General features: G+C 69.5%; 13 protein-coding genes and 1 pseudogene. 7 read left to right on the top strand and 7 right to left on the bottom strand.

Annotation, left to right across the window (positions count from 1 at the left end):
• Positions 1-12: 12 nt before the first annotated feature.
• The 4 genes from ACFXBC_RS20470 to ACFXBC_RS20455 form a co-directional block, all read right to left on the bottom strand.
• Positions 13-675 (bottom strand): LuxR C-terminal-related transcriptional regulator, encoded by a 663-nt coding sequence (locus ACFXBC_RS20470; protein WP_385026020.1) that lies wholly within the window; start codon positions 673-675, stop codon positions 13-15.
• On the bottom strand, positions 660-1,985 hold the full coding sequence (locus ACFXBC_RS20465) for a sensor histidine kinase (protein ID WP_385026017.1): 1,326 nt from the start codon (positions 1,983-1,985) through the stop codon (positions 660-662). Before ACFXBC_RS20465 ends, ACFXBC_RS20470 begins: the two co-directional genes overlap by 16 nt.
• Positions 1,986-2,191: 206 nt before the next feature.
• Entirely contained in the window at positions 2,192-2,872 is a 681-nt protein-coding gene (locus ACFXBC_RS20460) for a 4'-phosphopantetheinyl transferase (RefSeq protein WP_385026014.1), read from the bottom strand.
• Entirely contained in the window at positions 2,865-3,731 is an 867-nt protein-coding gene (locus ACFXBC_RS20455) for a metallophosphoesterase family protein (RefSeq protein WP_385026011.1), read from the bottom strand. Before ACFXBC_RS20455 ends, ACFXBC_RS20460 begins: the two co-directional genes overlap by 8 nt.
• A gap of 199 nt (positions 3,732-3,930) precedes the next feature.
• Here ACFXBC_RS20455 and ACFXBC_RS20450 point away from each other — a divergent pair, with 199 nt between their 5' ends.
• Positions 3,931-4,398, top strand: coding sequence for a hypothetical protein (locus tag ACFXBC_RS20450; protein ID WP_385026008.1), 468 nt, complete (start codon positions 3,931-3,933; stop codon positions 4,396-4,398).
• Positions 4,399-4,669: 271 nt separating this feature from the next.
• On the opposite strand, the gene ACFXBC_RS20445 is transcribed toward ACFXBC_RS20450, so the two are convergent.
• Positions 4,670-5,437, bottom strand: a complete 768-nt coding sequence (locus tag ACFXBC_RS20445; protein ID WP_385026005.1) for a thioesterase II family protein — start codon at positions 5,435-5,437, stop codon at positions 4,670-4,672.
• 264 nt (positions 5,438-5,701) lie between these two features.
• Between ACFXBC_RS20445 and ACFXBC_RS20440 the strand changes: the two genes are divergently transcribed.
• Both ACFXBC_RS20440 and ACFXBC_RS20435 read left to right on the top strand, forming a co-directional pair.
• Complete coding sequence (locus ACFXBC_RS20440) at positions 5,702-6,025, top strand: hypothetical protein (RefSeq protein WP_385026002.1); 324 nt, start codon at positions 5,702-5,704, stop codon at positions 6,023-6,025.
• A 1,008-nt stretch (positions 6,026-7,033) separates the two neighbouring features.
• Entirely contained in the window at positions 7,034-7,951 is a 918-nt protein-coding gene (locus tag ACFXBC_RS20435; protein WP_385025995.1) for a transcriptional regulator, read from the top strand.
• A gap of 244 nt (positions 7,952-8,195) precedes the next feature.
• Here the strand turns inward: ACFXBC_RS20435 and ACFXBC_RS20430 are convergent, their stop codons facing one another.
• Complete coding sequence (locus tag ACFXBC_RS20430) at positions 8,196-9,101, bottom strand: ABC transporter ATP-binding protein (protein ID WP_385025992.1); 906 nt, start codon at positions 9,099-9,101, stop codon at positions 8,196-8,198.
• A gap of 441 nt (positions 9,102-9,542) precedes the next feature.
• Between ACFXBC_RS20430 and pcaC the strand changes: the two genes are divergently transcribed.
• The 4 genes from pcaC to ACFXBC_RS20410 all read left to right on the top strand — a co-directional run bounded on the left by pcaC (position 9,543) and on the right by ACFXBC_RS20410 (position 12,809).
• Positions 9,543-10,844, top strand: a complete 1,302-nt coding sequence (pcaC, locus tag ACFXBC_RS20425; RefSeq protein ID WP_385025989.1) for a 4-carboxymuconolactone decarboxylase — start codon at positions 9,543-9,545, stop codon at positions 10,842-10,844.
• 4 nt (positions 10,845-10,848) lie between these two features.
• Entirely contained in the window at positions 10,849-11,496 is a 648-nt protein-coding gene (locus ACFXBC_RS20420; protein WP_385025986.1) for an MBL fold metallo-hydrolase, read from the top strand.
• Positions 11,497-11,526: 30 nt separating this feature from the next.
• Complete coding sequence (locus tag ACFXBC_RS20415) at positions 11,527-12,306, top strand: exodeoxyribonuclease III (protein ID WP_385025983.1); 780 nt, start codon at positions 11,527-11,529, stop codon at positions 12,304-12,306.
• Positions 12,307-12,368: 62 nt separating this feature from the next.
• Positions 12,369-12,809 (top strand): DUF6278 family protein, encoded by a 441-nt coding sequence (locus ACFXBC_RS20410; RefSeq protein WP_385025980.1) that lies wholly within the window; start codon positions 12,369-12,371, stop codon positions 12,807-12,809.
• A 217-nt stretch (positions 12,810-13,026) separates the two neighbouring features.
• Here the strand turns inward: ACFXBC_RS20410 and ACFXBC_RS20405 are convergent.
• A pseudogene (locus ACFXBC_RS20405) lies at positions 13,027-13,296 on the bottom strand (acyl esterase); the annotation flags it as partial.

The following is a 13,296-nucleotide window of genomic DNA, read 5'->3' as shown; positions in this document are numbered from 1 at the left end:
GCACCGCCGGGGTCACCGCTCGCTGCGGTTCTCGGCGTCGAGGTAGGCGAGGACGGCACGAACCCTGCGGTTGGTGTCGTCGTCGGTGCTGAGACCGAGCTTGGCGAATATCGTGGTCGTGTACTTGCTGATGGCGCCCTCGCTGAGGAACAGCCGCCCCGCGATGGCCGCGTTGGACAGCCCCTCGGCCATCAGCGCCAGCGCCGAGCGCTCCCGCTCGGTGAGCGTCGCAAGCGGATCGGCCCGGGTCGGCCGGGCCAGCAGCTTGGAGACGACCGTGGGGTCCAGGGCGGTGCCGCCGCTCGCCACCCGGCTGAGCGCGTCCAGGAACTGGTCGGCGTCCAGCACCCGGTCCTTGAGCTGGTAGCCGATACCGCCGTGCCCGTCGGCCAGCAGCTCCCGTGCGTACAACTGCTCGACGTGCTGCGAGAGGATCAGCACCGGCAGTCCTGGCACGGCCCGGCGCGCGGCGAGCGCCGCCTGCAGCCCCTCGTCGGAGAAGGTGGGCGGCAGCCGGACGTCCACGATCGCCACATCCGGCCGGTGTTCGAGCAGCGCCTCCAGCGTGGCGGGCCCGGAGTCGACGGCGGCGACCACGGTGTGCCCGTACGCCTCGACGAGATGCACCATCCCGTTCCGGAGCAGGAAGAGGTCTTCGGCTACGACAATTCGCACGGCACCGCCACAGTGATACGAGTAGGGCCTCCGGCCGGGCTGTCGATCTCCAGACGCCCGCCGAACGAGTTCATGCGGCGCTGGATGCCGCTGAGTCCGGAGCCGCACGAGGCATCGGCCCCGCCGACCCCGTCGTCCTTCACGGTCGCGGTGAGCGTCCGTGTGGCATAGCTGAGTTCCACCGTCACACGCTCCGCCCCTGCGTGCTTGGCCACGTTCGCCAGCAGCTCGGCGACGGCGAAGTAGACGGCCGACTCCAGGGGCCGCTCCGGCCGGCAGGGCACCTGGGCGCGCACGTCGACGGCCACCGACGAGTCGAGTGCGAGGGCCTGGACGGCGTCGACCAGTCCGCGTTCGGCGAGCACCGGGGGGTTGATCCCCCGTACCAGGGTGCGCAGTTCGTCGAGTGCGGTGGCGGAGGTCGCGCGGGCCTCGGCGAGGATCGCCTTCGCGGTCTCGGGCTTGGTGTCGACGAGCTGCTCGGCGGCGCCCATCGACATGCCCATCGCGACCAGCCGCGCCTGCGCCCCGTCGTGCAGACCGCGCTCGATACGTTCCAGCTCCGCGGCCTGAGTCTGTGTCAGGTCTGCGCGGATGGCCTCCAGCTCCTCCACACGGCGGCCCTGACGGGTACTGGGAACCGGGCCGAGGAACCGGGCCCCGACCGGGCGGAGGATCCGCCATGCGAAGGGAGCGCCGATCAGACTCGCCGCGATCACGGCGATGCCGTACCCGACGAGGGCCGGGGTCAGCACCATGGAGATGCCGAAGGCGAGGGCGACCAGTGGCAGCGCCGAGACAGGCAGCACGGTGACCGACGCGACCACCGCCCACAGGCCGTCCCAGTGCAGCTGAGGGTCGTGGAACCGGGCGTGCACCTTGGCACGGCGGCGGGCCTCCCGCTCGGTCTTGTGGTACTCGTGGCCGTCCCACCAGAACCCGGTGGCCATGCGCGTCACCGGCGGCACGGTGCGGTAGGTCACCTCGGGGCGCAGCTCCAGCCAGTCCGCCGCGCACCGGCGCGCGGCCCTGGCGAGCACCCGGCTGGTCAGCGGGTGCACGATCCACAGTGCGACGACAACCCAGAGGATCACCACCAGGGTCTCCCCGAACGTCGCCAGCACGCTGACGGCCAGGGGTTTCTCCAGCCCGGCGGTCCAGGAGTAGGCCAGCTCGGAGCCGCCGAGCCCGACGGGCACGGCGATCACCGGCATCACACAGGTGAGTACCACCAGCACCGCGGACCGGTACAGCCCGAGCCCGGACTCGGCGCACCAGCGCAGCGGACCGCCTCCCGGAGGTATCCTCATCCGCTCGTTCCTTTCCCCACGGCGATCATTGTGTCAGCCGGGAGCCAGCTCCTGACCGATACCGCCGAAGGTACAGAGACCGGACCGCGCCCGGTATCCTGCTACGCCCCCGTCGCCCGTGGGCCTAACCCCACTCCGGGCGCGCCGCCGCAAGGCACCGGCCCGGGTACGGGGACCGGGCGCGCGGACGACCGGGCGCGCGGGAATCAGGGATGCGGGACCGTCACCGCGGTGGCGACCAGGCCCTGGCCCACGAGCCACCGTCCCTCGAAGTGCTGCGGCCGCCCGCTGCCCACCAGCGGCCCCTGAACGAGCAGATCGGCGCGGAAACGGCCCTGCGTCGCTCCGCCCGTGGCGTCCCACACGTGGATGTCCGCCTCCTCGAAGCCCAGCCACTTGCCGGTCAGCGGGAACCACGCCTTGTAGACCGACTCCTTCGCGCTGAACAGCAGCCGGTCCCAGTGGACGCCGGGGCGCCGGGCCGCCAGCCCGGCCAGTCGCTCCCGCTCGGCGGGCAGGGAGACGGTGTCCAGCACTCCGTGGGGGAGCGGGGCGTGCGGTTCCGCGTCGATCCCCAGGGAGGCCAGGTCGGCGGAGCGGACCAGGGCGGCGGCCCGGTAGCCGTCGCAGTGCGTCATGCTGCCCCGCAGGCCCTCCGGCCAGCGCGGGGCACCCCGCTCGCCGGTCAGCACCGGCTGCGGTGGCACGCCCAGCTTCTCCATGGCGCGTCGGGCGCAGGTGCGTACGGTGGTGAACTCGTGGCGGCGCTTGTCCACCGCCTTCGCGACGAGCGCCGCTTCCTCCGGGTAGAGCGGGAACTGGCCGGCCTCGTCGTCGCTGAGGGCTTCCACGACCACCACCGAATCGGGGAGCACCTCCTCAAGCACCGGAACCCTCCTCCACCGGCAGGATGCGGTGCGGTCCCCGGGGGCCGCCGGAACGCTTGCGCCATTCGCGGGGGTAGCCCACCGAGACCTCCTCGAAGCGGACGCCCTCGTGGTGGGTGGTCCGCGGGATGTGCAGGTGTCCGTAGACCATGGCGGCCACCCGGAACCGGCGGTGCCAGTCGGCGGTCAGCCCGGTCCCGCACCACATGGCCAGCTCCGGATACCACAGCACGTTCATCGGGTGCCGGTCGAGCGGGTAGTGGTTGAGAAGGACGGTGGGCAGATCGTCGGGTATCTCCGTGGCGAGCCGGCGCTCGGTCTCGGCGACCCTGGCCCGGCACCACGCCTCACGGCTCGGATAGGGGTCGGGGTGCAGCAGGTACTCGTCCGTGCACACCACGCCGGTGCTGTGCGCGTAGGCCAGCCCCTGCTCCTTGGTGGTGTGGCCCGGCGGCAGGAAGCTGTAGTCGTAGAGCAGGAACAGCGGAGCCACCGCCACCGGACCGCCCGGGCCCTCCCAGACGGGGTAGGGGTCCTCGGGGGTGACCACGCCCAACTCCCGGCACATCTCGACCAGATGCGCGTAGCGCGCGGTGCCGCGCAGGTCGAGGGTGTCCTGTGGATGGGTCCACAGCTCGTGGTTGCCCGGCGCCCAGACGACCTTGCGGAACCGGCTCGCGAGCGTCTTGAGGGCCCAGCGGATGTCGTCCACGAGCTCGGCCACGTCCCCGGCGACCAGCAGCCAGTCGTTCTCGGATCCGGGCTGCATACTCTCCAGGAGAGCGCGGTTCTCCTGGTAGCCGATGTGAAGGTCGCTGATGGCCAGCAGTTGTCCGCCACCGCCGGTCGCCGATGTCACGTCTCGCCACTCCTCGTCCGGTAGAGGACAACCAGAGCACATGCGGGCGCACGCGGACAAGGGCAGTTGAACAACTCGGACGGTCGCCTGGCACCGGCCCGGGCGTGGGTCTGGCCCCACCCACACGTATGTCCAGACCCATACCGCTCCCGTCGTCCGCTCCGTAACGTCGGTGCCACGCTCAGACGGAGGAGAAGACATGGCGGACATCAGCGGTACCACGGCAGCCCCGGCGAACGTCGAAGACCCCCGGGTCCAGGAAGCCTTCAACAACGCGAAGAAGTACATCGCCCTCTACGGCGTGATCAGCCTCGTCTGCCTGGGGACGGTCGCCGGGCTGGCGATCACCGGCCACGACACCAGCTCGTTCATGTGGGTCCGGGCCGCCATCCTGCTTATCGTCGCCCCGCTGCTCTACCGGCTGGCCACCCGCTCCGCTCAGGGAGACGCGCGGAACTACGACCGCCTGGCCACGGTGACCGTGATCCTGCCGATCGCGATCGTCGTCGTCGACCTGATCCCCGGCCTCTGCCCGGTCTGGTACGCCGTGATCCAGGGCCTGTCGGCCCTGGCGCTGGTCGGGGCGGCGGTCATCATCCGCGCGTCCACGGTGAGCGTCCTCTTCCCGAAGCCCGCCAAGAAGAAGAAGCAGCAGAAGACCGCCTGACGGGCCGTCCGCCGAGGATCCGGCGGTGGTACTGCCGGGGCGGCCGGCCGAGGACAGGCCGAGGCCCGAACGGGCACGCGGACGGCAGTACGTCCGCACCCAGACCAAGGCCGGGTGCATCCCCCGTAGCACCCGGCCTTGCCCGTAGTCGCGGCGACGGACCGCGCACCACGAAGGCCCCTCGACAACCCGCTGAGCGACGGTTGTTGAGGGGCCTTCGGTGCGGCGGAGTGCGTCACCGGGCGGCCGGCGCCGCGCTGCGGGTAGCCGGTCAGCCGGCGCTGCGTATGCCTTCCTGCCGGAAGTGGTCCTCGATGACCCGCATGACCTCTGCACTGCGGTCGCTGATGAAGAAGTGCCCGCCGGTGAACACCCGCAGATCGCAGCCGCCCCCGGTGTGCCGGTCCCAGGCCTTCGCCTCGTCCAGCGTGGTCTTGGGGTCGCTGTCCCCGGTCAGCACGGTGATCGGCGTGTCCACGGCGACGTCGGGCCCGCACCGGTACGCCTCGATCGCCCGGTAGTCGGCGCGGAGCGCGGGCAGCGCGGCCCGCATCATCTCCTCGTCGTCCAGCAGGGAGGCAGCGGTGCCGCTCAGCTTGCGGACCTCCGCCATGATCGCTTCATCGCTGTCGAAGGTGGTCTCCTCCCGGTGCGTGCCGGGCGCGCGCCTGCCGGAGGCCAGCAGCCGCACCGGACGCTGTCCGTCGGCCTCGAAGCGGCGGGCGAGTTCGAAGCCGATGACGGCGCCCATGCTGTGGCCGAAGAGAGTCAGCGGGAGTTCGGGCTGGCGTCGCAGCACCTCGTAGATGCGGTCGACGAGCACCGGCAGGTCGTCGATGGGCGCCTCCGCCCGGCGGTCCTGCCGACCGGGGTACTGGATCGCGACGACATCGACGTCCGGACTCAGCGCTGCCGCCACCGGCAGAAAGAAAGGCGCCGACCCACCCGCGTGCGGAAGGCACACCAGCCGGGCGGCCGGCTTCTGGGCAGGGTGAAAACGCCTGCACCACAGTTCGTCTCCGGGCGAAGGGTGGGACATGCCGCTCCTGAAGGTAGTCACACTGAATCGTCAAGCAGGAGCAGAACGTATCCAGTTGCCGGAAACCCTGCAAGGTATCCGCTCACGTTCATGCATCCGTCGCCGAAGTTACCCGAACAAGAGGCGGGCCGCATGGTTGAACGGTGAGGTCGAACGTTCCCTGATGGTATTTGTATAAAGGAGGGAACGTGGCCGTCCGTTGTGTCGTCCCGATGACCCCGGTTACCGTTCCGAATTACGTGGCTTCATTGAAAGGTTATCCATATGGGGCACAAATTCTCCCTGGTCCTGAGTCGTGAGATCACGGACGAGGAGGGGGTATTCCTGAAGGAGTCGGGTTTCTCCGGCGCGACTTTCGCGACCGACGCGCTTCCTACTGACGCCGATGTCGCCGTGACAAAGGTGGACTTCGACGACACGGTTTCGCCCTCGCTGACCGAGGCGATCGAATCCGCCCTGGAGACGGTGAAAAAGGTCCCGGACCTCACCGTGCCCGGACTCACCGTGCCGGCCGTTCCGCAGACCCCCACCGGCGACGGCGGGGACGTGGTGGTCGGCGAGGTGGTCAAGGAGGCTGTCGGCAAGTAACGGAATCGCAAAAGCCGCGGACTCAAGAGGCGGCTGTGGGCATCGAGTTGCCGTCCAGGCCGTGGGGCGCAGACCAGCCACTGAAGCAACAGCCCCGAATGCAGCGAAGCTCTGGTTTTCAGGTCGAAGTTCCTAAATCGGCCCGATCCGGGCTTCGCTGCGTTTTTGTGTCCCGGAGATCGTCGGCCCCGGCCGTGTGCTTCCGCTTCGGCGCCCCGGCCGTCTGTTCAGCTGATGCGCGACGCGCGGTTGAGCGCACTTGCGCGGAGCCCGGGCGGGTAAGGGCCCGGTTGAACACCGGAATCAGTTGAACGATTGGATCCAGTCATACGCAAACGCCCCAGCGCCCACGGCCCGGCGTCGGTCGCCGGCGGGGTTTGCGCATGTCGGGGCGGTGGTGGGTGCGCGAGGGATTCCCGTTACGCAGAGGGAGCCGGGCGGACGGCCGATGACGCGTGCCGGGGTGAGGCGGATGGAGGATGCTCCGAATCGCTTCGGGTTCTGCCGGTGCTTGTTCAAGGTCTGCACTACGCGGGTTGAACGGGATAGAGTCGCGGCGTCCGGTTGGGCGTGCAGACGTTATTGCCGCACCGCGGCGAAAACCGTCATGCGGTGTTCATCGTAGTGTCACGACCTTTTCTGGCGGCGTCATCCGCGCCTACCGAGCGTTTGACGCCGAGCACCTGATTGCAAATGTCGAAGAGTTTGTCGAGTTGACGGTTCTGCATCCTCATTGGCGTCCGGGGTACGCATCCCCGTGCCAGATGTACCTGGCGAACGCGGCGTGAGTGACCGTGGAATCGGGGGAGGGCTGGGATGACGTTTCAGACATACCGCTGACCTTGGTGTGTCTCAGGAGTCGTGCACCGGCGTCTGTTGGCTTGTGCTGGCATATGCCGAGCTGGAGTTGTCAGGGGAGCAGTGGTGAGTCTCGCAGTGACAGACGGAACAGCGGCCAGAGTTGCCGACCGGGGAGATGGCGAGCCGGAAGTCGTTTCGGTTCCGATCATGCAGATCCTGCTCGGTGACTCGCCACGCTTACAGGGCGAGGACAAGGGGCATGTTCTCCAACTGGCCTCGATAGACGGCCCGTTGCCTCCCATACTGCTCGACCGAAGGACCATGTGCGTCATCGACGGCATCCACCGTCTGATGGCCGCCTCCCTCAAGGGCCAGAAAGACATCGATGTCAGGTTCTTCGACGGGAGCCCGGAAGAGGCTTTCCTCAAAGGGGTCGAGGCAAACGTCGAACATGGTCTTCCCCTGTCGCAGGCCGACCGCATGGCAGCGGCGCTGCGCATCCTCAAGTCGCATCCCAACATGGCCGATCGGGCCATCGCCAAGTCGACCGGGCTGGGTGCCAGGACAGTTGCGGAGCTGCGGCGTTCATCCGACTCCGTGCCGCAGTCGGACTTCCGCATCGGACGGGACGGCAAGGTCAGGCCGCTGGACGGGGCACAGGGCCGGCTGCGGGTGGCGGAGCTGATCAAGGACAACCCCGACGCCTCGCTGCGCCAGGTGGCCCGTTCGGCAGGGGTGTCGCCGGCCACGGCCCTGGACGTGCGCAGACGCCTGGAGCGCGGTGACCAGCCCGTCCCCAGCCAGCGGAGCCGGGGCAGAGCCGAGCCGGGAACCGTCAAGGCCGTGCTGGCGGAACCGGATCCGGTGACAGCTGGTCCGCCGACCGCGGCCACACTCGAAAAACTCATGCGGGACCCGTCGTTGCGCCAGAGTGAGCTGGGCCGACGGCTGCTGCGGATGTTCCGGGAGAACGTACTGGGAGCCAACGAGATGAACGACATCTGCGCCTCGGTGCCTTCGCACTGCATCGAGCTGATCATAGAGCTGTCCCGGCGCAACTCGCAGATCTGGGCCGGATTCGCCCAGGAGCTGAACAGACGTGCCAGAACCGGGAGTTCGGACTGAAGTCGCCTAACCAGGCTGATATCGCTGTGGTTTGACCGTCATCAGCACGCGGACGAAGACGAAAGGGCGGGACCGGCCGCGCCGTCACGGCTCGGGCGGCCCCGTCCCTCCGCGTTCCGCACGGGCGCGGTGCCTGTCGCACTGACGTCGGCGACACAGACGCCACACTCGGACGCCCGCCTCCCCGGGGAGCACCCCGCCACCGGCACGGAGCACCCCGCCCTTCGCGGGGAGCACTCCGACGCTACGGGCTGACCGGCCGCCCGTTGTCCGGCGCGGCGAACGCGTCCTCCAGCGTGGCCTGTGTCACCCGCAGCTGCTCGGCCACGATCCCCTCGTCCGCCAGCAGCGAGACGATCCGGCCGAGCGCCTCGCTGGTGCCGGTGACCACGATCTCCTCACCCCTCCGCACCACCCCGCTGACCTCGGCGAGGTACCCGAGCCGGGTCTCGTCGAACGGAGCCGACGGGCGGAACCGGATGCGCTGCTCGGCCCTCATGCGCTCGGCAAGCCCCGCCGGAGTGCCGTCCACCTTGATGCGGCCCCGTTCTATCAGCGCGATCCGGTCGCACAGCCGCACGGCCTCCTCGGGGAACCGGGTGACCAGGAGGATGGTGAGCCCGGTGGCCCGGACGCTCTCGATCAGCTCCCAGGTGTCCTGCCGGGACTGCGGGTCCAGCTCGGTGGTCAGCTCGTCGAAGATGGCCACCTGCGGATTGCCGATCGCGGACAGCGCGGCGGAGAGCTCCATCTCCCCGCCGGACGCGTCGTTCGGCTCGGCATCGGGGGCCAGGCCCAGCGAGGCCATGAGACGCCGCCAGTCCGCCGGGTCACGGTAGAAGGAGCTGTAAAGGGACAGCGCCTCGGCGAGGTGCATCCTCTCGGGCGCGCACCCCGCCCTCAGCTGGGCATCCAGCTCCTGGGTCACCCCGGCCCGGTCCCGGCGGGGGTCGAGTCCGAGTACGTTGATCTCGCCGCCGTCCCGGTTCCGCAGCCCCTTGATGCATTCCACGATCGTGCTCTTCCCCGAGCCGCTCGGGCCGAGAATCCCGAAGACCTCGCCTTCCTCGACGGTGAAGGACACGTCATCGACTGCTACGAGGTCGCCGTAGGACTTGCGTAGATGCTGCACCTCAATCACTGCGGACATGAAGTTTCCCCTTCGCGGCCCTCATTGAATGCCGCATCGGCGGCGCTCGTGCGGCTCGTCCATATCGTCGGCCTGAGGTAGGGCAGCGTCGGCCGACACGGGAAACCTACGGTCTGTCCGCTCGCGTCTGCCATCCCGCTACGCCCCGTATGCAGTGGGTCCAGCCACACTCAATTGCTGGTCCTGGGCGTTCAGATATTCGATCAGCGAAAGGATATCGCCGAAGGTTCGAAATATTAAGCGAGTTGACGGACCGGCGCCGTCCCGGCTCCGGGCGGGAAGACGTCCGGAATACGACGCCCGAGGCGAATGAGGATTCCCGTGACAGGTGCGCACCGCGACCGCGCGCCGGTGGCCTGCCCCCTCGGTCTGTGCGGCACTCCCCGGCGCCGGTGGGGACGCAGGCACGAAGGCGGCGGTGGGGTATGAGAGCGTGAGACGGTGAGTGAGACGACGCCGAAGACCCTCCAGTACCGCTTTGACGGCCCCCAGGACGCCCCTGTGCTGATCCTGGGCCCCTCACTGGGGACGACGTGGCACATGTGGGACCGGCAGACGCCGGACCTGGCCAGGACCTGGCGCGTCCTCCGCTTCGACCTGCCCGGACACGGTGGCGCGCCCGCCCACCCCGTGCCCTCGGTCGCCGGGATCGCCGAGCGGCTGCTCGCGACGCTCGACGAACTCGGTGTGCAGCGGTTCGGGTACGCGGGGTGCTCCATCGGCGGCGCGATCGGTATGGAGCTGGCGCTGCGCCACCCGGAGCGGGTCGCCTCGCTCGCGCTGGTCGCGGCATCGCCCCGGTTCGGCACGGCCGACGAGTTCCGTCAGCGGGGAGTGATCGTCCGTACCAACGGGCTGGACCCGATGGCGCGCAGCGCGCCCGAGCGCTGGTTCACGCACGGCTTCGCCACCGCGCAGCCGGCCATCGTGGAGTGGGCCGTCCAGATGGTCCGCACCACGGACCCGGGCTGCTACATCGCGGCCTGCGAGGCCCTCGCCGCCTTCGACATCCGCGCCGAACTCGGCCGGATCGGTGTGCCCACGCTGGTCGTCGTCGGCGCCGAGGACCGGGTGACCGGACCCGCGGACGCCCGCACCCTGGTGGCGGGGATACCGGACGCCCGGCTCGCGATGGTCCCGGCCGCCTCCCATCTGGCACCGGTCGAGCAGCCGGCGGCCGTCACCGACCTGCTGGTACGGCACTTCTCCACCGCGTGGCAGGAGAACGCCACCTCGACCACGTCGACCACCTCGACGTCGATCCCGGTGCCGCCGCACACGGCGGGCCTGTCCGTCCCGGTGGCCCCGATCGCCGAGATCGCCCCCGCGGCGTTGCAGCCGGACGCCGTGCCCGCCGGGCGCCCCGATCCGTACGACGCGGGCATGAAGGTACGCCGTGAGGTGCTGGGCGACGCCCATGTGGACCGGGTGGAGGCCGCGGCCGACGCGTTCACCGGGGACTTCCAGGAGCTGATCACCCGCTACGCCTGGGGCGAGGTCTGGACCCGGGACGGGCTCGACCGCCGCACCCGCAGTGTGGTGACCCTGACGGCGCTGGTCGCGGGCGGGCATCCGCAGGAGCTCGCCTCGCATGTCCGCGCGGCCCTGCGCAACGGGCTCACCCCGGCGGAGATCAAGGAAGTACTGCTCCAGACCGCCGTCTACTGCGGTGTTCCCGCCGCGAACTCGGCCTTCGAAGTGGCCCGCACCGTCATTCAGCAGGAGACCACTCCCGAGGCGTAGCAGGATGGTGGGTATGACGATCAAACTGACGAAGAAGACCCACGCCTGCATCCGGCTGGAGAAGGACGGACAGACGCTCGTCATCGACCCGGGAGGGTTCAGCGAGGAGGACGCGGCGCTCGGCGCCGACGCCATTCTCGTGACGCACGAGCACCCGGACCACTTCGACGAGAACCGGCTGCGTGCCGGGATGGAGGCGAATCCGACCGCCCAGATCTGGACCCTGCGCAGCGTCGCCGAGCAGCTCTCCGCCGGATTCCCCGGCCGGGTGCACACCGTCGGCCACGGGGACACCTTCGAGGCCGCGGGCTTCGGCGTCCAGGTGCACGGCGAGCTGCACGCGGTGATCCACCCGGATCTGCCCCGGATCACCAACATCGGCTTCCTGGTCGACGGTTCGGTCTTCCACCCGGGCGACGCCTTCACCGTGCCCGACCAGCCGGTCGAGACCCTGATGCTTCCGGTGCACGCGCCGTGGAACAAGATCTCCGAGGTGATCGACTACGTCCGCGAGGTGCGGCCCCGGCAGGCCATCGACGTCCACGACGCGCTGCTCAAGGATCTGGCGCGCGGTGTGTACGACACACATGTCGGCAACCTCGGGGGCGCCGAGCACACCCGGCTGATGCCGGGCGACGCCACGGAGCTCTGACTGTCGGTGCCACCGGTTAGGTTGGGTCCCATGCGCATCGCCACCTGGAACGTCAATTCGATCACCGCCCGTCTTCCGAGGGTGCTGGACTGGCTGGAGAGCAGCGGCACGGATGTGCTGTGCGTCCAGGAGACCAAGTGCACCGCCGAGCAGTTCCCCACGGACGAGCTGCGTGAGCTGGGGTACGAGTCGGCGGTCCACGCCACCGGCCGGTGGAACGGCGTGGCGCTGATCTCCCGGCTGGGCCTGGAGGACGTGGTCATGGGCCTGCCCGGCGGCCCGGAGTACGAGGGCACGCAGGAGCCGAGAGCCATCTCCGCGACCTGCGGCCCGGCCCGCGTCTGGTCGGTGTACGTGCCGAACGGCCGCGAGGTCGACCACGCGCACTACGGCTACAAGCTCCAGTGGCTGGCCGCGCTGAAGGCGGCGGTCGCCACGGACGCAGCGGGCGCGCGGCCCTTCGCCGTCCTGGGGGACTTCAATGTCGCCCCGGTGGACGAGGACGTCTGGGACCCGTCGCTGTTCGAGGGGGCCACCCATGTCACCCCGGCCGAGCGCGCCGCGCTCGCCGCGCTCCGCGAGGAGGGGCTGAGCGATGTGGTGCCCCGCCCGCTCAAGTATGACCGTGCGTACACTTTCTGGGACTACCGCCAGCTCGCGTTCCCGAAGAACAGGGGCATGCGCATCGACCTGGTGTACGGCAACGAACCCTTCGCCGCCGCCGTCAAGGACAGTTATGTGGACCGTGAGGCGCGTAAGGGGAAGGGCGCGTCGGACCACGCCCCGGTCGTCGTCGATCTCGACGTCTGAGGGCCCCGGGGGTCCGCGCGCCTGTTGGTACGACTGTCCGGCGGAATGCGAGGCTGAGCGGCGTGAATATCCCTTTCCTTGACAACTGGCGCAGGCGGCACGGCACGGAGTACGCGGAGACACTCGCGACGGCGGTGCGCAACGACCCGCAGGGGGTGGGCGAGCTGCTCTCCGAGTGTGAGCTGCTGCGCGCCAGAGCCGGCCAGGAGGGGTTGCAACTCGATGACTCACCGGCTTCGTTGGCCGCGCTCGACCAGCTTCCGCCGAACTGGCGCGACGATCCCGAAGAGCTGCCCTGGCTGGGCAACGACGCGGGTCTCTACCTCGGGACCCTCATCGTCAGGACCGTCGAGGGCGCGGTCTGGGACGTCCTGCCGGGCGGCACACCGGTGGTCCGGCTCGCATCGGGGCGCGAGGTCAATGTGGTCGAGGCCGGACTCGACTGGGCGGTCGCGGGCGCACCTGAACTCTCGCAGGTCTACTCGGAAGCCGCAGAGGCCTGAGTGCCCGAATTGCAGCGCTTTAGTGCACTTCACCGCTTTTCAATACAAATACGGTTTATGGCTACTTAGCGCGTGTCGGGTGTGAAGTCCCTTGGCGGGGTGGATAGTTTGCGTAATCGACCGTCCGCAGACGGCCGGGTCCGGCCGAACCAGGAACGCTGCTGCCGGGAGCGCAGTAGCACGTAGGGCACCAAGCCCGCCCGGCAGCAGCCGGTGATCACTTCTCGCGCAGCGGGGCCGACAGATACGACGGTCGGACCCGCGTGAGGAGAAGGTCAGCTGTGCGCCGGTCGGGTTGTGCCCGACGTTCAGGCGGTCGACGGTGTCGGTCGCCAGGGCCGGACAACGGCCCGTCGGCACGTCGTACGCCGTGCGGCATGGATCCCGGCGGGAACCGCCCTGCCGGGTGGCTCCCGTGGAAAGGTGTAGGGCGCGTCTCCGACCAGCTTGCCGAGGCCGGGCGGCCCCTTGTCGCAGAGGTATGCGA

The organism is Streptomyces sp. NPDC059398, from assembly GCF_042751845.1.
In the GTDB taxonomy this organism is placed as follows: domain Bacteria; phylum Actinomycetota; class Actinomycetes; order Streptomycetales; family Streptomycetaceae; genus Streptomyces.
This window is presented reverse-complemented; position numbering and strand designations above follow the sequence as displayed.

Coding starts and splice junctions, on each gene's coding strand:
- ACFXBC_RS20465 (WP_385026017.1), bottom strand. CDS start 1,985: ATGAGGATACCTCCGGGAGGCGGTCCGCTGCGCTGGTGCGCCGAGTCC.
- ACFXBC_RS20450 (WP_385026008.1), top strand. CDS start 3,931: ATGGCGGACATCAGCGGTACCACGGCAGCCCCGGCGAACGTCGAAGAC.
- ACFXBC_RS20445 (WP_385026005.1), bottom strand. CDS start 5,437: ATGTCCCACCCTTCGCCCGGAGACGAACTGTGGTGCAGGCGTTTTCAC.
- ACFXBC_RS20440 (WP_385026002.1), top strand. CDS start 5,702: ATGGGGCACAAATTCTCCCTGGTCCTGAGTCGTGAGATCACGGACGAG.
- ACFXBC_RS20435 (WP_385025995.1), top strand. CDS start 7,034: ATGCAGATCCTGCTCGGTGACTCGCCACGCTTACAGGGCGAGGACAAG.
- ACFXBC_RS20430 (WP_385025992.1), bottom strand. CDS start 9,101: ATGTCCGCAGTGATTGAGGTGCAGCATCTACGCAAGTCCTACGGCGAC.
- ACFXBC_RS20420 (WP_385025986.1), top strand. CDS start 10,849: ATGGTGGGTATGACGATCAAACTGACGAAGAAGACCCACGCCTGCATC.
- ACFXBC_RS20415 (WP_385025983.1), top strand. CDS start 11,527: ATGCGCATCGCCACCTGGAACGTCAATTCGATCACCGCCCGTCTTCCG.